The organism is Shewanella pneumatophori (assembly GCF_023283895.1).
Taxonomy (GTDB): domain Bacteria; phylum Pseudomonadota; class Gammaproteobacteria; order Enterobacterales; family Shewanellaceae; genus Shewanella; species Shewanella pneumatophori.
The window spans coordinates 229,613-248,746 of the sequence record NZ_JAKILB010000004.1; the positions used below are offsets into that span (position 1 = coordinate 229,613).

The following is a 19,134-nucleotide window of genomic DNA, read 5'->3' on the forward strand; positions in this document are numbered from 1 at the left end:
TGTAGCAATCAATGAGCAGGTAAGTTAGATACTATCTTCTAGGCCGCCCAGCGCATCAACGGTTGCATTAATTAGTGCGATAAGCTCACTGCTCATTAGTGCAAAGTCGGCATCTAGTCTTGCCATAGGGTCATCGTTGCCTAAATCGTCATTGCCAGCTCTGAACTCTTCAGAGAACTTAAGACGTTTAATCGCTGCATCAGATTGTAGTAAAAACGCAATTGATTGACCGAAGTGTAATGCAAGCTTATGCACTTGCTTACCGACTTCAATGTGAGCCAGTACTTCGTTTTCACTTAAGTCTTGCTGCTTAAAACGAACAATGCCGCCTTCATCTGAATCACTCTTTAGCTCTGCTTCATCTTGCATTTCAAAGGCTGCAGGTGTTTTACCTTCTTTAAGCCATTCAGTTAGCTGAGTTTCAATGGGGGTTTTAAAGCTCATTGGGATAATTGGTAACGTGCCAATTGCTTTACGTAGCAGAGCCATCAACTCTTCAGACTTAGCAGCACTTGAGCTGTCGACCAAGATCATTTGAATTTCAGGTAGAATTAGGGCGCGTATTTGACTGCGACGAGAAAATGCACGAGGCAGTAAGGTTGTCGTGATCTCGTCTTTTAGCGCGTCTTTTTCTTTCTTGGCTAATTTACGGTTTTCTTGGTCTTCAATTAGGTTTACTTTCTCTTCAAGGGCTTCTTTTACCACTTGTGAAGGAAGGATCTTTTCTTCTTTGGTTGCACATACTAGGTGTCTGTCACCCGCAGTGTGAATAAGGGTTTCACCATGCTTACCCATTGCTTTTGAGAAACCGAACTTACTGATATCTTGGCTTGAGCAAGGAGAGAAAGTGAAGTCTTCCAGTGATTTTTCTAGTGACTCAGGGTCAACAGAGAAAGGCTTGTTAAAGCGGTATACAGTTAGATTTTTAAACCACATAGATTAAGTGCTCAGTCAAAATTAAAGCCGCAGTGTAAGCCATTGTCGGGTTCGGGTAAACCGCGATATGAGGATACTCAAGCTGGCAAAAATGACATTTCATTAAACTGTCACATTTCTATAGCTTATGCTCAAAGCCTTGATAGCACTAGGCTACGGCAAAGTGCAGGCTTTATTTTGTAGTTTACAAGGCTTGATTCATCCTTTACTGAAATAAAAATGCAACAAACCGTCTTCATTATGGCGCTCGTCCAAACCAATAACCAAGACGAATAACGTCAAAAGGATTAAATGATGAACGTTTTTTGTAAAACTCTAATCGCTTCAGCTCTTACTACTGCAACTCTTTCTTCTGCTTACGCAGCAGACCCATTAACGGTATACGGCAAGCTAAATGTCACTGCACAGTCAAATGACGTGAACGATGAGTCAACGACAACTATTCAATCAAATGCTTCTCGTTTTGGTGTTAAAGGTGCTTTTGAACTAAGCAGTTCTTTAGAAGCGTTTTACACAGTTGAATATGAAGTAGACACAGGTGATGACGCTAAAGAAAACTTTAAAGCGCGTAATCAGTTTGTTGGTTTAAGAGGTAACTTCGGTGCATTCTCTGTGGGTCGTAACGACACAATGCTTAAAGTATCGCAAGGTAAAGTAGACCAGTTTAATGACTTGTCTGGTGACTTGAAAAACCTATTTAAAGGTGAAAACCGTATCGAGCAAACAGCGACTTATATCACACCATCATTTAGTGGTTTTAAAGTAGGTGTAACATATGCCGCTGATGGCGCTAAGTCTCAGTATAGCCAAGACGGTTTCAGTGTTGCGGCTATGTATGGTGATTCAGGTTTGAAGAAATCACCAATTTACGCTTCTGTTGCCTATGACTCAGATGTAAAAGGCTATGAGGTTGTGCGTGCAACTGTTCAAGGTAAAATTGCTGGCTTTAAGTTAGGCGGTATGTACCAGCAAGAAGAGAAAACATACGGTGATGACGGTGTTGCAACTGTGGGCGCTGAAAGCAAGTCTGGTTACCTATTAAGTGCAGCTTACCAGATTGAAGCGGTAGTATTGAAAGCTCAGTATCAAGATATGGAAGATAAAGGTGAGTCTTGGTCGCTAGGTGGTGATTACAAGCTAGGTAAGCCAACTAAACTATTTGCTTTCTACACTAATCGTTCATACGAAAACATCGACAACGATGATAGCTACTTTGGTGTAGGACTTGAGCACAAGTTCTAAATTAAACAGCTTTAAGCAAGCTAGTTGAACAAGACTTTGTGAGTTGGTCTGCTAGCTAAGTAAATCAAAAAGGGGCTTTAGAGCCCCTTTTTGAGGTCTAAATAAAGCCACGCGTTTGTTATGTTGGTCAGTTCAAGTTTTCTAGGCTAGTCGTTTAAACGAGTAAAAAGAGTGCAGATAGCCATTTAAAGGTTTTGCTGCCCGCTTAATCGGTTTTAATTGAGGTTTTGTTTCGCTAACAGCTAGTGGTTAAGGTTGGCTGATCACTATGCTCTCAGGATTAAATATTTAGCACTAAACACCCAGGATTAAGGGCTCAGGATTAAGTACCCAGTATTGAGCTTGGTGTTAAGCAGAGTTTGGATGAATATTAATTACAGTTTTATCTTCTCTAGGAGTGTGGTTATATCAAAACTTAAGCAATGTGGCGGTTATTTCAGCTTGTTGATATAAGCTACTAAGAATAATTATGACAAAAATATCACTTAATATGGCAAAATATCGGGGTGTTTAATATTAATGTCATAAAAGTGACCAATAATAGCATCGTAGAAATTCACTGATAGAAGATCGATTATGACTGCACGGATTTTGATAGTTGAAGATGAGTTAGCCATCCGCGAGATGCTGACTTTTGTTTTGGAACAGCATGGTTATACCACTGTGGCTGCCGAGGATTATGACTCAGCATTAGATATGTTAACTGAGCCTTATCCTGACCTAGTATTGCTTGATTGGATGTTCCCTGGTGGCAGCGGTATTCAATTAGCTAAGCGTTTACGTCAAGATGAATTCACCCGTCATATTCCTATCATAATGTTGACTGCACGTGGTGAAGAAGAAGATAAAGTGCGCGGCCTAGAAGTTGGTGCTGATGATTTTATTACTAAACCATTTTCACCAAAGGAATTGGTTGCACGTATTAAAGCTGTAATGCGCCGCAGTGCACCAACATGTTTAGAAGATCCAATCGATGTTCAAGGATTGCAATTAGATCCTGTTAGTCATCGTGTGACGGTTGGCGATCAAGTGCTAGATATGGGGCCTACAGAGTTTCGCTTACTGCACTTTTTTATGACTCACCAAGAGCGTGTTTATAGCCGTGAGCAACTGCTTGACAATGTATGGGGAACTAACGTCTACGTAGAAGATCGCACCGTTGATGTGCATATCAGGCGTTTGCGTAAAGCTGTTACTCACTCTGGGCATGATCGCTTAATCCAAACCGTTCGTGGTGCTGGTTACCGTTTTTCAACAAGACTTTAGTTGTTATTACTATCACACTAAATGGGTGATTGATTCAAAGCCTCGGGCTTTTCTATTGAAGCAGCACTAATGAGTAAGCAGCTTATTGCTTGTAAGCTCAACACTGCAACTAAATAGAATAGCAAAGAGGCTTGTGCTGTGCGGATTTCAAAGCTGTGTATATTGGCTTAAGTGTTTTAGGCATAAAGTAATTTCTACTGCAATTATCTGTCTTGTCTATATAGCTTTGAGTTCCCGCTGAATGATCATGTTATTTAATGCGATTGCTATTGTTCCCATATGCACAAGGTTGCTTTTACGTTATCTTGTGCCAAGTCCTCCTGTATGGTCGTAATATTGGTTAAATATGTTTGATTCATATTCTGGGTACCGTTTAGTTTCTCATTTAGCTATTTATTTAACGCTATGTTTAGTGGTTGGTTTATTGCTAGGTGAAGTCGTATGGATCTTATTATTAGGTTCATTTTGCTTGTTACTTTGGCATTACAGACAACTCTCTAGGCTCAATTTCTGGTTATGGCACGATCGCCGTTTAACTCCTCCAAACGGCAGGGGCAGCTGGGAAGGGGTATTCAATGGTATTTATCGTTTGCAGGGGAAGAATCGTAAGCGGGTATCACAGCTTGCCTTTTTACTTGGGCGATTTAGACAAGGTGCTGAAGCACTACCCGACGCTGCAGTAGTATTGGATTCAGAACACAATATTTTATGGTGTAACAAACTCGCGCAACTGTTATTAGGCTTTGTATGGCCGCAAGATAATGGTCAGCGTATTGATAACTTAATTCGCCACCCAGACTTTTCTGCCTACCTTAAAAGCAATGAATATAACGAACCGCTAGAGTTGCCATCACCGCAATCTGAAGGGCATATTCTTGAAATTCGCATTATGGGATATGGCGCTGGTCAGCTATTGCTCATTGCTCGCGATATTACCAGAGTAAGACAATTAGAAGGCATGCGTAAAGAGTTTGTGGCCAATGTTTCCCATGAGCTTAAAACGCCATTAACTGTGCTACAGGGGTATTTGGAAATGATGCAGTCAATGGCTGAACCCGATTCTCCAAATTTGCGTGCCATGGAGCAGATGCAGCAACAAACTACACGTATGCGCTCTATGGTAGAGCAGCTACTGGCACTTTCGCGGATTGAAGATGCAAGCGATGTAAACTTAGAAATTAAAGTTAGCATGGCGCAGATGATGGATATTTTACGTGATGAGGCACTAGCCTTGGCGCAAGACCAATATGAAGTGACTTTCTACTGTGAACCAGGCTTAGATGTATATGGTAACGAGCTACAACTGCGAAGCGTATGCTCTAACTTAATATCCAATGCAATCCGCTATACCGAGCCCGGCGGTAAAATTGAGGTTAGCTGGCGCAAAATCGCTTCTGGCGGTTTGTTTAGCGTTAAAGATAACGGTGAAGGAATCGCACCGCAGCATATTGGCCGCTTAACAGAGCGTTTTTATCGAGTTGACAGCGCTCGTTCTAGACAAAGTGGTGGCACAGGCTTAGGACTCGCGATTACTAAGCACGCGTTAAATCATCATCAAAGTGAGCTTAATATTGCCAGCCAACTCGGCAAAGGCAGTACCTTTAGCTTTGTTATTTCATCAAATTTGATTGATTATAATCCGTAAAACGCAGTTAACTGTTAAAATAAAATTCATATAAAAACAGGCTTTTGCCTGTTTTTTTTATATTTAAGCTTAAATTGGATTGGTTTGTCATCGAAGTGTCATTAACTAGTAATAGACTTGTCATCAATCGAGTCAATACTGACAGCGTTTTAAGAAACCAAGATAGATAAACACTGGAGCAAAGAATGAAACTGAAACAACTTGTTGGCGCGGTAAGCTTTACTGCAGCGACTGTATTTTCTGCAGCATCAATGGCTGCTATCGATCAGTCTTTACCAACTTACGAAAAGACAAGCGGCGTGTCTGGTAACTTATCTTCTGTTGGCTCTGATACGCTAGCGAACATGATGACGTTATGGGCGGAAGATTTTAAACAACTTTATCCAAACGTAAATATCCAGATCCAAGCGGCAGGTTCTTCTACTGCGCCACCAGCTTTAACTGAAGGTACTTCACAATTTGGTCCAATGAGCCGTAAGATGAAGCCAAACGAAGTTGAAGCATTTGAAAAGCACTATGGCTACCAGCCAACAGCTATTCGCGTAGCAATCGATGCACTAGCAGTTTTTGTTCATAAAGATAACCCAATTGAAGGTATGAGCATCGAGCAAATCGATGGTATTTTCTCTTCAACTGACAAGTGTGGCGGCGGCGACATTACTCGTTGGGGCGATGCAGGACTTGACGGCAACTGGGCTGCAAAAGATATCCAGCTTTATGGTCGTAACTCTGTATCAGGTACTTACGGTTACTTTAAGAAAAAAGCACTTTGTAAAGGTGACTTTAAAGCAAACGTGAACGAGCAGCCAGGTTCTGCGTCAGTTGTTCAGTCAGTATCTCAGTCACTTAATGCAATTGGTTACTCAGGAATTGGCTACAAAACTGCTGGTGTTAAAGCGGTTGCAGTTTCAAAGAAAGGCACTAACTACATTGCAGCTACCGCTGAAAATGCTGCAACGGGTAAATATCCACTTTCTCGTTACCTATACGTATACGTGAATAAGCACCCAAACAAAGATTTAGCGCCAATGGATCGTGAATTCATCCGCTATGTACTTTCTCAGCAGGGTCAGCAAATTGTAGAAAAAGACGGTTACGTTGCACTACCACGTAGCGTTATTGCAAAAGACCTAGAAAAAGCAGGTATTCGCCTTTAAGGCAAAGTAGCTCGCAAATAAAAGGCCTCTATTGAGGCCTTTTTAATGTCTGTAATTCAGCCCTAGGCTGGGCTTATTTTTATATTAGTATTATTTATTGTCAGCTTTTAACTGCTTTAACCAAGTATCAAACTCGGCATCCATATCTGTGCCCCAGCTGGTTAATAGCGCTTGATAGCGCGGGTAATCGCCTTGGCGAGTAAAGCCAAGCATGGTATCGACCTTATCTTTATGGTTTTCAATCAAAAAACGTACCGCTAAGTATCCCCAGCGATAAACTCTGTCAGTGCCGCCGTTGTGCTCATAGCTGGTATTAAAAATTTCGCTTAATGGGTAGCTCGGCTCTTTGCCAATTAATGCGATGGCTTTAGGGTTGTTATTACCTGCTGAAATATATTCAGCTACGCCTTCACTCCACCAAACGGTATGCGGATATAGTGGCGCTGGTTTTGGACAGTATTCAGGTCCGGAATGTGAGTCGTGTAGCGACAAACAAAAATCACCGTAAAGATTAAAGCGTCCATCTAGATAATGCACATATTCATGGGCTAGATTCCAAACTTGGCCCTTTTTCTCATAGGCGACAAATTCTGCTTGGTTGTTTTCTTTCCAAGGTAAGCCCTCTAAATACATACCGCCGTTATCACTAGGCACGTCAAAGTGGTTAGTGACATGCTCAACATAATCTTCTCTTGAGTGATATACATTAGCGCGCATGCTGTGGTTATTGTCGTTAGCTACAGGCTTGTTTAGTGTGCCAAATAGCTGGTGGAAGTTAGCTTCTTGAGTCTGCAGTAACTTACAGGCGGCATTGATTTGTTCGCTTGTTAAGGCTTGCGAGCGAATAATGATGGTATCGCTACAAGCATGGTTTTGGCTTAACACATTTTCGATACTGCTTTGTTGTGCTTGTGTGTTGAGTGAGGTTAATGAAATAAGCGCGAGTGCTGATAGGCTGTATTTACTTTTCATGTAGGGTTTCTCTGACTTGTTATTTTGCATACAATATTCACAAGTGTTTCATTTCGCTCTGTTGAAGTCAAACCTAGGTTTTTTAGCGTAAAATAGCGTTAAAATGCAACGCATTAACTCGTCAATTACAAGGATATGCCATGTTAAAGCAGTGGGATAATAACCATGATTATCATTCATTTGCGAATAGTGAACAGGTGAGAGTGACTCACTTATCATTAGCGCTTGATGTTGATTTTTCAGCGAAACAGTTAGCTGGGCAGGTTGAGTTACAGTTAGATTTTATAGATGAAAAAACCACTGAGCTTTGGTTAGATACGCGAGATCTCATTATTGAAGCTGTATATGGCAATAGCGAACAGCAACTTGAATTCAGTATTGATAAGCATGATACGACTTTAGGTCAGCGCCTTAATATTCAATTGTTAGCCGGGATCCGCTCTGTGACAATTGATTATCGAACTTCAGTAAATGCACAAGGATTGCAATGGTTAACGCCGCAGCAAACGAGTGGTAAAACACTGCCATTTTTGTTTAGCCAATCACAACCAATTAATGCCCGTAGCTGGATCCCGCTGCAAGATACCCCTAAAGCGCGAATTACATTTGATGCTGTAATCACGGCTCCTAAAGGAATGCGGGTTGTAATGAGTGCGCTAAATGATGCCGAGGCAGAATTAACCGGTAAGTTCACGTTTGATATGGAAAAGCCAATGCCGACGCACTTATTAGCGATCGCAGTTGGTGAGCTAGCATTTGCGAAACTAGGACCAAGAACAGGGGTTTACGCAGAGCCAGAGGTTGTAGCTAGTGCTGCGAGTGAATTCGAAGACACCGAAAGCATGGTTGAGGTCGCTGAGTCTTTACTAGGCCCATATCCTTGGGGGCGCTACGACATGATAGTGTTACCGCCAAGCTTTCCATTTGGTGGCATGGAAAACCCTCGTCTTGCTTTTATGACTCCAACCTTAATCGCCGGCGATAAAAGCTTAGTGTCTACTGTTGCCCATGAGTTGGCACATTCGTGGACCGGAAACTTAGTCAGCAATGCGACTTGGCGAGATCTTTGGTTAAACGAGGGATTCACCACTTACTTTACCAATCGCATTGTCGAAGCTGTATATGGTAAAGAATTAGCTGAGCTAGAAGTGGTACTTGAAAATGGTCGATTACAAGAGGCTATCGCATCGACAGCTATGAGTGCACAAACTCTTCCGGCTAATATGCAAACTCAAGATCCGAATGAAGCTTTTAACCGCTTTACATACGATAAAGCGTCCATGTTTGTGCACGACTTAGAAAAACGCTTAGGCCGAGACGCCTTTGATAAATTTTTATATCAATATGTTCAGGCATTTGCATTTGAAGCAATCACTACTGAAACTTTCGTGAGTTACGCAAAGCAAACTTTACTGCGTGAGCATGCTGATAAAATCAATGAAGCTGAGTTACTTGAGTGGATTTATGGCGAAGGTATGCCTAGCTGGTATATGGCGCCCAAGTCATCGAGCCTAGATAAAGTGGTTATGGCATTAAGAGCGTTTGACGATGGTGCCTCAGCTTCAAGTTTAATGACCCAAGGGTGGCGAGTACATCATTGGCAGTACTTCTTGACTCACCTGCCTACTAAGCTTTCGCAAGATGCACTTATTGATCTAGATAAAACGTTTAACTTTACCCAGTCGACAAATGCTGAAATTGCCTGTGATTGGTTTAGGGTTGCTATCCGCAATGATTATCAAGCAGTGCTTGAAGCTGTAACCGCATACTTGGTCAAAATTGGTCGTGGAAAGTTTGTTAAGCCGTTGTATGCCGAATTAATTAAGGCTGGCTTTAAAGATCAGGCACAGCAAATATATGCTAAAGCTCGCGATGGTTATCATCCCTCTATCGTTGTCATGCTAGATCAGCAATTACTCTAGTGGGACGTGGTAAAAAAATGGCAACCTAAATAGGTTGCCATAAGCGTATCTAAGTAGAGATAAATGGTTGCGCTAGCTGACGATTTATCTCCAAGGGTAAACCTATACGGAATACCAAGGGAATGATGATGAACAATGAAACTAAGCTAGGGAGTCAGCATTTAGCGGTTAAGCTAAAGTCAGTCTGTTAAAGCTAACGTTAAGCCAAAATCTCCGTCTTACGACATCAATATTCACTCAACAAGAATCGGTTCATATATTCAGAGTCGATAAATCTCAGTTAGTTCCCAGAAGTAGCAAAAAAATCACTACTAAAATTTATCTGTAAGCTAACAAGCTATTTTTATTGGTTTTAATAGTTGATTTTTATGCTACTCATTTCTTATCACTACCACTTACAATTTTTTGCATTGCTTGGTTATTGACTGTGACGATATCGATATAGAGATTTGAATCTATGGCGATGAAAGTGATTACTGGATAAGATAAAAAAAATGGCAACCTAAATAGGTTGCCATAAGCGTATCTAAGTAGAGATAAATGGTTGCGCTAGCTAACAATTTATCTCTAAGGGTAAACCTATACGGAATACCAAGGGAATGATGATGAACAATGAAACTAAGCTAGGGAGTCAGCATTTAGCGGTTAAACTAAAGTCAGTCTTTTAAAGCTAACGTTAAGCCAAAATCTTTGTCTTACGACATCAATATTCACTCAACAAGAATCGGTTCATATATTCAGAGTCGATAAATCTCAGTTAGTTCCCAGAAGTAGCAAAAAAATCACTACTAAAATTTATCTGTAAGCTAACAAGCTATTTTTATTGGTTTTAATAGTTGATTTTTATGCTACTCATTTCTCATCACTACCACTTATAATTTTTTGCATTGCTTGGTTATTGACTGTGACGATATCGATATAGAGATTTGAATCTACGGCGATGAAAGTGATTACTGGATAAGATAAAAAAATGGCAACCTAAATAGGTTGCCATAAGCGTATCTAAGTAGAGATAAACTGTTGCGCTAGCTGACGATTTATCTCTAAGGGTAGACCTATACAGAATACCAAGGGAATGATGATGAACAATGAAACTAAGCTAGGGAGTCAGCATTTAGCGGTTAAACTAAAGTCAGTCTGTTAAAGCTAACGTTAAGCCAAAATCTCTGTCTTACGACATCAATATTCACTCAACAAGAATCGGTTCATATATTCAGAGTCGATAAATCTCAGTTAGTTCCCAGAAGCTGCAATTAATTTGCAAATCACCTTAATGTAGCCAGATTGCAGGCAAAAAAAAGCAACCTAAATAGGTTGCTATAACAATTTGGTGTTAATAAGGCTTTATGCGCTAGCTAAAGCTTTATTAAGTATGGCTCACCCAAAGTGGGAGTAGCCAAGGAGAATGATGAACAATGAAACTAACATTAAGCCAATCAGTTAGCCGCGAGGCTTAAATCCACTTAACGAAAATAATCGGTTCATATAGTCAGAGTGGCGAAAGTATAAGAAGTTCCCGGATATTGAATTTATTTTTCAAAAGCGCGAATTTTTTTGGTCGCACGATTAGAGTTACAAGGGGTTTTAGCAAGGGCATAAGATGTGTATTTGTTTTACAAAGCAAATTTTAGACAAAAAAAGGGCAATCCAAGGGATTGCCTGATTGATCTACTCGGAGATCAAGAGGGACTGCGCTAGAAGTCCCAGGGAGAATGATGAACATGAAAAATATCCAATGCTCACAAATTTAGAGAGCGCTAATTAGATAAAGTTCAAAAAAAGTTTGAGATATTTTGCTTTTTATTTGTACTAGTTTTAAGGCTATGAATTACTTCATTAAAGTAATTTCAGTATATCTTGCTCTAGCGCCATAGGCTTAGTTGTTGGTGCAAATCTCTGTACAGCTTGTCCCTGCCGGTTAACTAAAAACTTAGTAAAGTTCCACTTCACCTTTTCTGAACCAAGCAGGCCTTTGGCTGAACTTTTAAGGTAGTTATAAAGTGGCAGAGTATTAGGTCCATTGACTTCTATTTTTTCAAAAAGTGGAAAGGTTACCCCGAAGTTCAACTCACAAAACTGGCTAATCTCTTCACTATCTCCCTGTTCTTGTGCGCCAAATTGATTACATGGGAAACCTAAAATAACTAAGCCTTGATCCTGATATTTTTGATGGAGCTGCTCAAGCTCTTTGTATTGTGGTGTAAAGCCACATTTGCTTGCAGTGTTAACGATGAGTACAACTCGATCTTTAAAGTCTGCAAGGGAAACGTTTTGTCCCTGAATATTGTTGACTGCAAAATCATATATTGAAGCTGACATAGTGTCCTCCTTGTATTGTTAAGCTACTTTATCGGTATTTTCCTGGCTGTTGCAATGTGTTTAGTCGTTAATATCGAGTGTTTTTCAAATAATGAATTTAAAGGACGTGATTCAGGTAGATCTTTTTATCGATTAAGGTATATAGAAAATTTGTAAGCACTAACAGGGCGTCACAAAAACTGCGTTTGGCAATATTGATAGCATTAAAATTGCTGAATTAAACTTGATTGTTGAGGATATCTATATAGCGGGAGCTGCAGTTTTGCGCATTTGTATGACGATGATTGCCCGGAGATAAAGCTGTTACAAATTGCGTGGCTTGTAGTTAATCGTCACGGTTTTTTGTGGTGTTGTTTGTCTTATGTTTGCATCTTGTTGCTCTTGGTGTGCTTGCTAGAAGTTATAGCAAGTTTAAGTAAAAAAGCGTCCTCGCTTTGTGTATCCTGCCGATTATTTTTATGTATATAGGATCCCCGATGAAGTCTAAGTTCCTTTTTGGCGCACTTGCATTAAGTGCAGTTTCAGTTAATGCACAAGCGACTGATTTTACTTTTGGCTTAAACGACGACATGTTGTCAACCGAGCTACAGTTTGACGTTAATAAAGATGTTAATGCATCTGTTGAATACATTTATGCTGATACTGGTGGGCAAATGTTATCTGGAGCTATGCATATTGCTCATGATGCTGGGATCCACCATTTTGAACTTGGTGCTAAGTTTTCTCAGGTTTGGTCTGAGCGCAGCGCTAATGGTAATTTTGTAGGTATAGGGGGGCGTTACGCGATGCAACTTGGCTCTAATATCTCGCTACATGGTGCAGGCTACTATTCACCGTCAGTATTGTCTTTTGGTGATATCGATGGCTCTTGGCAGTTTGACGGTAAAGTGCAATATGCACTTAATCCTGCTTTAGCGTTATTTGTCGGGTATCGCAATATTCGCCTACAGTATGATCATGCACCAAACTCAACCTTAGATTCAGGTTTCTACTTAGGCGCGAAAGCTTCTTTTTAAATAAACATTATCTAAGTATTTTTCAAAAGAGCTTAACCTCGCGAACGTGGGATTAAGCTCTTTTTGTATCAGGTTTAATTAACTGTCAAAGCCTTTAGTGAAGAATTAAGCGTTTAATGGATTAAGTTTATGTTTATAAATGGTTTTACAGGCTTACACTGCATCGGTGACGTTGCTGCATTCGAGTGAGTTAGGTAAAATATTGTCACACTTTTATTTGGAGTGTTAATTTAAGCGTTACACCATTGAGATAGGTCATACAGTAGATGCCAACAAAAATAATAATGCTAATACTGCTATTGAGCTCAATGCTAGGCAGCATCAATTTTACTTACGCTGTTCAACAGGCCATAACAGAACATACATTTATCTATAAAGCGCACTATAACGATAATGTACCTAAACGTTTTGTTGATGTTGTTTTGTGGAATAGAACTAAGAATGATCTTAACTCAGTATCATTGTCGGGTGGCGCTTACTGGATGATATCAGCAGTCAAGGTAAATCAATATAACAAGCGTTGGGTAATCAATGTGAATAACTCAATAGTTGAGTCTGTTGACTATTGGTTGCTCGGTGACGATGGTTCAAGCCAAGCTTTTAACAGCGGTTACTATGCTCCTTATGAGTTTTTATTTGACTATGGCCGCAGTGTTGAGATGGATATTGGCGTTAATTATTGGCTGGTTGCGCGGGTAGAAAGTCGCTATTACTCATCTCAGCCTAAGTTAGAAGTACAAGAGTATAAAGAACACAAACGTCAGACTGACATTTATGCTTTGTTTATTATATTGTGTTTGGGCGGTTTGCTGTTTATTGCGCTTTATAACGGACTTATCTACCTTTCTATTCGAGATAAAGCATTTCTCTATTACGCAGGCTACGTGCTTTGTTATTTGGCAGGTTGGTCATTCACTTTTCATTTACCTGCACATTTATTCGAATTGCATAGTTTGCAACTACATCATCTGTTTTTTATTGGCCTGCCAATATTCAATATCTTATTTTATAAACACTTTCTGCAGTTACCCGAAACATCGCCTACACTATGGCGCTTAAGTTTTTGGTTGCTATGTTTATGTATTATTGCTTTGCCTAGCAGTATTTTTCTGCTTTCTTACACAGCAATAATAGCCTCTCTCTTGATTTTTCTTTGGATCACGCTGGCGATGATCTGCGGTAATGTTTGTTTGCTGAAGGGATTCTATCCGGCGCGTTACTTCTTGTTGGCCTTTAGCTGTTTATTATTGCCAGCGATTATGATTTTACCGGGGAATATGGGCTTAACACCTGACTTTTTTGATAATGCAGAGTTAGCGACACTGGTCGGTGGAAGCGTAGATGCGTTGCTTTTATCTTTTGCATTAGCCTATAAAATTCGATTGTTATCTGAGGAGCGAGAGCAACATATTGAGACCTTAGAAGTCGCACGTAAAAATGCGCGGACAGACAAGCTAACAGGGTTAGCCAATCGTTTAGCTTTTGATGAGGCGATGTATGAGCTTGCTCCTGAAGAGGAGGGCACTCAACGGGAGTTATATTTAGTATTGGTATCACTTGATGGAGTCGTGCCATTGACTAAACGACTTGGGCATAGAGAAGTTGATAATATTATTTGTGCCGTGGCGAAACCACTTAAACAGCTCTTTAAGGCAGGTAGTCCGACTAAAGGTGCTGCTGATATTTATCGTATTACAGAGAGCAATTTTGTCATTATTTGTGGCCCGGATTGGATAGAACAAGTGCAGCAAAAAGTCGGCGAGATCCAATCTAATTATTTGTTGAGCCGTTATCGTGAGATGAAGATCAATATAGGTTTTAGTTTAAATACGGGCATTAACGACCATAGGCAGTGGCTGAGAATGGCAGAGCAAGACCTATATAATCGTAAAAGTACTTTGCGTAGAGCTATGTATAACCAGAGCTTGTAAAGGTAAAACGTTTTGTAGCTAATAGCTTTTATTCAGGTTAACGTTGCAACTAAAGCAACAACAGCCCATGTTTGATGCTAGTTGCTAAGGTCAAACTTGGGGAGACAAACCAGCAAAATCATCTCAATCCCCACCGCAGATTAACCAGTCATTCCGTCTTATAAGCCATAAGCGAAGCTCTCATTAAGCGAGAGAACAGCTCTTATGGCCTATTCGCTAATAATTAAATTAGTTCGCGTATTCATTATGATAATTGCTGAATGCTACTTCTGGCGACGCTCGTTTATGATGTTGGCGCTGCTCACGACGACGTTGTTTTTGACGTTCATGCTTTTCGTTGTGTTCTAAATCACTGCCAAAATCATTGTCCCATTGGCTTTCTTGGTCAAAATCGTAATTTGTTCTCATGATCTTCGTTCCAGTCTGACTTAAGAGTTGTCTCGAACCTAGCGAATAGCTACGGTGTGACTTGATATCGAATGCAGTGTAGAAAGTGAAAATGACAAAACAATTACAGCTTGTTGACGATAAAAAGGATCTATTGTTTGTGGATCTATTAGGCTTTTGGGATTGAGATAATTATGGGGAAGGGAAGATATTACCTCTAAACGCGCAATTCTGGCCGTCAATTCTAGCTTTAAAACTTAATGCAATTAATTTAACCGATGCGCCGGCACTCAATAATTAGCTTAATAAGGCTCTAAAGCTGGTCTAGATGATAGGACCGAGCTTTAGAGCTCAAGAGTGTACAGAAAGGCTGTTAGCGTTTAATCATTTTAGCGACAAACATGCCGTCAGTATTGGCATCTTGTGGCCATACCGTAAGCATGGTGACAGACTCTTGGGTGAACGGGTGACGCAACGTTTGCAGCTCAAACTCTGGATTAGCGGCTAAAAAGGCATTCACTACTTGCTCATTTTCAATAGGAGATAAAGAGCAAGTTGCGTATACCAGTTTACCTTGCGCTTTAACGGCTTTGGCACTGCGAGACAAGATATCGAGCTGTAACTCCTGTTTATCGAGCACTACGTTTTTATCATCTAACCAGCGCATATCAGGATTACGGCGCCAAGTACCAGTACAGCTACAAGGTGCATCAACAAGAACGCCGTCAAAAGCAGCCTCTTTTACAGGCAAAGCATCACTTTTCCACGGTGCTAGACTAATGCCAGTAAAGCCAGCACGCTTAGCTCGTTTCATTAGTTCTTCTAGTGGTTTACGGCGAATATCTGATGAGGTAATACTGCCAGTTGCATTTGGGTTTTGCTTAAGCATTTTTGAGCGTAGTTGCAGAGTTTTACCGCCTGCACCACTGCAGGTATCCCACCATTGCTCATCAGCTTGAGGCTGGCAAATTTGGCCAATAACCTGCGAGCCTAGATCTTGGATCTCAAGCTCACCACGTTGATAGGCGCCAATCGCATTGAGGTTTATACTTTTATGGCCGAGGCTTAGGGCATCGTCAAAGAATTCACTAGCAACAGCAGTAATATCATCTTTTTTAAGTGAATTGATTAATTGCTGTTGGTTAAGCGTTTGTGCACGAGCCCAAATAGGAGGACGTGAGCACATCGCCTCAACGACTGCGAGCTGCTTATCTTCAGCAACATCTACAACCTGCCAAAACCAATCAGGTACTAACTGATTAACTGCAATACTTGGGCGATTCAATGCATTTTGCAGCCATGAGCATTTGCTTTGTAAGCTTGTTAACTCCTGCTCTGCTGGCGTTAAATTAAATTCAGCAGCTTGATTGGCAAACTCACGCCATGCGTCACTGAACTGAGTCCATTTGTGATCTTCTAATTCTGCAACAATAGCTAAAGATGCAAACCAACTCGGATCTTGTTGTTCACTGGTATGGATTTGCTTAAGCCAGCCCCACCAGCGGAACATAGCAAAAAGGCTTTCTCGAATGACACGACGATCTTTAGAACCATGCTTTTTATGGACTCGAAAATACTCGCCGACAATGCGGTCTGCAGGTAGCTTTTGTTCCATCACGCTCGAAAATAGCTGATGTATCGTGTTGCTGTAGCTTAATGCTCGCTTTTGTGCAGGAGTTTCTGCTTGGAAAGCGTCTTGAGGTGATGATGAAGGTTCTACCATTACAATGTGCCTGAAGCAGCCCTTAGGCTGAAAATAAAAACTGGCGCAATTGTAACAGAGATTTGTCTGTAGGGGAGTGTGCTGTGAGATAAAGCGCTATTAGATTTTGCGAGTAATGGCGCTTTATACACGCTTATAGAGGATGATTTTATTTGTATAAATCATCCGTTCAATGAGTGGCTTAAATTAATAGTCTAAATCGAGAGCGAAGCATAAATAGCGCATTAATTGCTGACAAGCGGCAAATTCCTGTGCACATAACTCGACAAAGTTAGTGCTGTAAACTTGCTCAATCGTTAGTGGTTTTATGGCAATAAAGTCCTTGCGTTTTAACTCATCAAGCATTGGGTGGGCTTTATCATAGCCCTTAGGTGGACGAATAAGTTGACTACCTTGCATCTCAAACCCTTTAGCACTCAATTCGCGTAGTGCTTTTTTATAGCTATTGGGGTTTTCATCAATACAAGTACGGATGGCATTTAACGCTTTAGATTCAGGATGCCAAATTCCGGCACCGAGAAAGCAACCATCGTTAGCGATATGTAAATATAAGCCTGGTGCATGAACATCCTTACCTTGAAAGTGCCGAAACTGAATTCCAACATTGGTTTTATACGGCGTTTTATCTTTACTAAAGCGACTGTCGCGTTGCGGGCGCATCATACTGCCACCGACTTTTTTAGGCACGGCAGTTAATCGTGGCGATAGCGCGGTAATGTGTGGTTGCATAGCCTGGATAAATTTCAGAGCAGGAGTGCGTACATTGTCTTCATAGCGGGTTTGATTGGCTTTAAACCACTCTCGCTCGTTGTTGACTGACAGCTCATTTAAAAAATTAAAACTTTGGCGAGTAAAGGGGCTCATAGACATGACGACCTAAATTTGAGGAGGAATAATCAATGTCATTAAATCTTATCTTAGTCAACCTTAATCTTGCTACTCATTGAGGCGGCAAAGCTGTTAAAATAGGGCGATATGTAAGATTTGATTGCGTCATTTAAAATTATACTGATTAGTATCTGATACGCACTTGCCATCGTTGGAGTAATAATGAAAGTTTGGGTTGACGCAGATGCCTGTCCTGGCGTGATTAAAGAGATCTTATTTCGTGTGGCCGATAGAGCCAAAGTTGAAGTGACGCTAGTGGCTAACCACTGGATGCGTATTCCACCATCGCCCTTTATTAATTTAAAAACCGTGTCATCGGGCTTTGATGTTGCCGATGATGAAATCGTTAAATTATTAACTGCGGGGGATTTAGTGATTACGGCTGATATTCCACTGGCTTCAGAGGTAATTGATAAAGGTGGCGTAGCATTAAATCCGCGTGGCGAGCTGTATACTGAGCAAAATATTAAATCGATTTTGAACATGCGTGACTTTATGGACACCATGCGCGCAAGCGGTGTTCAAACCGGCGGTCCTGCAGCAATAGGTGCTAGTGAAAAACAAGCCTTTGGCAATCAGTTAGACAGATATATCACTAAGCATCATAAGCCATAAGTCGTCAGCGCCTCTTTATGTGCATAGGTTATAACGCTATGCACGTGTTGCTGTTTTGCAATTACACTGTGCAGCTAACTTATCGCTGTTTACGCATCTTGGCGCACTCTTCAACAAATCTGTCTTACGGGGCAGGTTGTTGGTGATAAAAGCTCGCTAAAATGCTGCTTTTGAGGTGTGAAACATATACAATCCTGTTCCTTTTTTCTCTTGCTAGTTCCAATGAAAACTCTGCACATGACTCGGCAGTTACAACGCTGCAAGAATAAGCGTTTTGAGCTGTACGCAATCACTCGAATTATTCATAAAGTTGATGACTTAGATGTGAAGTTTGTCACCCAGCAATATGTTGCTAGGCCGAACGGTTTTGCATTGACCGATCTGTATTTACCCCAGCTAAAACTACATATCGAGATTGATGAGGGATTTCATCAAGGCCAAATTGATACCGATAAAATACGCGAACTCGATATTATAACTGCAACAGATCATTTGGTGAGGCGTATAGACGCTGCGGTATCCATTGAACAAATTAATATTCAAGTCGATAAGGTCGTTGCTGATATTCAGCAAATGATAGCCGATCAAAAAATACTGGGCTGTTTTCAGCCGTGGAACCCGGAACTCGAACACAGTGTTGAATATTTACAATCTCGCGGCAGTATAAAGGTGAGTGAAAACGTTGCACTGCGGACCTCTGCTGAGGTGTGTAATTTATTTGGTCATCAATACAAAGGTTGGCAACGCTCCTCTGCAAGTATTCCTAAGCAGCCAAATATTAAGTTATGGTTTCCTAAGCTGTATCCCAACGAGCAGTGGTTTAACGAAATAAGTCACGATGGTACTGAGATCCACGAGTATTGTCTCGAGTCAGAGGCCAAAAAGCGCGAAGTGATCGATAGGAACTTTTCAGAGAGCTTTCAATATGTTGTATTTGCTCGAGTCAAAGATGAGTTAGGGCAAACGATGTATCGTTTTAAAGGTGTTTTTGAATTAGATAGAGTAAAGACGAGCTATGAAGCAGGTGTTTTTTGGAAGCAAATAGCAATTGATTACACTTTCTAAAGAGACTTTTGTCGACCAGCTAATTAATGACATCGAATGAGTGTTTGTTC

Annotated in this window: 15 protein-coding genes; 9 read left to right on the forward strand and 6 right to left on the reverse strand. The window is 40.8% G+C overall.

Features of this window, described 5'->3' with window-relative positions; all coding sequences use genetic code 11:
* Window positions 1-24: 24 nt before the first annotated feature.
* Window positions 25-936 carry a recombination-associated protein RdgC gene (gene rdgC / locus L2740_RS08175; protein ID WP_248949544.1) on the reverse strand — a complete coding sequence of 304 codons (912 nt, stop codon included), beginning with the start codon at window positions 934-936 and terminating at the stop codon, window positions 25-27.
* A 291-nt stretch (window positions 937-1,227) separates the two neighbouring features.
* On the opposite strand from rdgC, the gene L2740_RS08180 reads away from it, so the two are divergent.
* The 4 genes from L2740_RS08180 (at window position 1,228) to L2740_RS08195 (ending at window position 6,246) form a co-directional block, all read left to right on the forward strand.
* A complete protein-coding gene (locus tag L2740_RS08180; protein ID WP_248949546.1) occupies window positions 1,228-2,178 on the forward strand; it encodes a porin in 951 nt (316 codons plus the stop codon).
* Window positions 2,179-2,754: 576 nt separating this feature from the next.
* A complete protein-coding gene (gene phoB / locus L2740_RS08185; protein WP_028769061.1) occupies window positions 2,755-3,444 on the forward strand; it encodes a phosphate regulon transcriptional regulator PhoB in 690 nt (229 codons plus the stop codon).
* Window positions 3,445-3,790: 346 nt separating this feature from the next.
* Window positions 3,791-5,089, forward strand: coding sequence for a phosphate regulon sensor histidine kinase PhoR (gene phoR, locus L2740_RS08190; RefSeq protein ID WP_248949548.1), 1,299 nt, complete (start codon window positions 3,791-3,793; stop codon window positions 5,087-5,089).
* 185 nt (window positions 5,090-5,274) lie between these two features.
* Window positions 5,275-6,246 (forward strand): PstS family phosphate ABC transporter substrate-binding protein, encoded by a 972-nt coding sequence (locus tag L2740_RS08195; protein WP_248949550.1) that lies wholly within the window; start codon window positions 5,275-5,277, stop codon window positions 6,244-6,246.
* Window positions 6,247-6,336: 90 nt separating this feature from the next.
* Here the strand turns inward: L2740_RS08195 and L2740_RS08200 are convergent, their stop codons facing one another.
* Entirely contained in the window at window positions 6,337-7,218 is an 882-nt protein-coding gene (locus tag L2740_RS08200) for a collagenase (RefSeq protein ID WP_248949551.1), read from the reverse strand.
* 140 nt (window positions 7,219-7,358) lie between these two features.
* Between L2740_RS08200 and L2740_RS08205 the strand changes: the two genes are divergently transcribed.
* A complete protein-coding gene (locus L2740_RS08205) occupies window positions 7,359-9,140 on the forward strand; it encodes a M1 family metallopeptidase (RefSeq protein WP_248949553.1) in 1,782 nt (593 codons plus the stop codon).
* Between the two features lie 1,836 nt (window positions 9,141-10,976).
* Here the strand turns inward: L2740_RS08205 and L2740_RS08210 are convergent.
* On the reverse strand, window positions 10,977-11,459 hold the full coding sequence (locus tag L2740_RS08210) for a glutathione peroxidase (RefSeq protein WP_248949554.1): 483 nt from the start codon (window positions 11,457-11,459) through the stop codon (window positions 10,977-10,979).
* A 476-nt stretch (window positions 11,460-11,935) separates the two neighbouring features.
* On the opposite strand from L2740_RS08210, the gene L2740_RS08215 reads away from it, so the two are divergent.
* Both L2740_RS08215 and L2740_RS08220 read left to right on the forward strand, forming a co-directional pair.
* Window positions 11,936-12,475, forward strand: a complete 540-nt coding sequence (locus L2740_RS08215) for a YfaZ family outer membrane protein (RefSeq protein ID WP_248949555.1) — start codon at window positions 11,936-11,938, stop codon at window positions 12,473-12,475.
* Between the two features lie 266 nt (window positions 12,476-12,741).
* The gene (locus tag L2740_RS08220; RefSeq protein WP_248949556.1) at window positions 12,742-14,406 is read left to right on the forward strand and encodes a sensor domain-containing diguanylate cyclase; all 1,665 of its coding nucleotides are present in this window, start codon (window positions 12,742-12,744) and stop codon (window positions 14,404-14,406) included.
* A gap of 228 nt (window positions 14,407-14,634) precedes the next feature.
* Here the strand turns inward: L2740_RS08220 and L2740_RS08225 are convergent, their stop codons facing one another.
* The 3 genes from L2740_RS08225 to L2740_RS08235 form a co-directional block, all read right to left on the reverse strand.
* On the reverse strand, window positions 14,635-14,814 hold the full coding sequence (locus tag L2740_RS08225; RefSeq protein ID WP_248949557.1) for a hypothetical protein: 180 nt from the start codon (window positions 14,812-14,814) through the stop codon (window positions 14,635-14,637).
* Between the two features lie 352 nt (window positions 14,815-15,166).
* A complete protein-coding gene (locus tag L2740_RS08230) occupies window positions 15,167-16,516 on the reverse strand; it encodes an RsmB/NOP family class I SAM-dependent RNA methyltransferase (protein ID WP_248949558.1) in 1,350 nt (449 codons plus the stop codon).
* A gap of 186 nt (window positions 16,517-16,702) precedes the next feature.
* On the reverse strand, window positions 16,703-17,380 hold the full coding sequence (locus tag L2740_RS08235) for a DUF2461 domain-containing protein (protein ID WP_248949559.1): 678 nt from the start codon (window positions 17,378-17,380) through the stop codon (window positions 16,703-16,705).
* 186 nt (window positions 17,381-17,566) lie between these two features.
* Here L2740_RS08235 and L2740_RS08240 point away from each other — a divergent pair, with 186 nt between their 5' ends.
* Complete coding sequence (locus L2740_RS08240) at window positions 17,567-18,019, forward strand: YaiI/YqxD family protein (protein WP_220781520.1); 453 nt, start codon at window positions 17,567-17,569, stop codon at window positions 18,017-18,019.
* Window positions 18,020-18,256: 237 nt separating this feature from the next.
* Window positions 18,257-19,084 carry an AbaSI family restriction endonuclease gene (locus L2740_RS08245; protein WP_248949560.1) on the forward strand — a complete coding sequence of 276 codons (828 nt, stop codon included), beginning with the start codon at window positions 18,257-18,259 and terminating at the stop codon, window positions 19,082-19,084.
* Window positions 19,085-19,134: the final 50 nt, after the last annotated feature.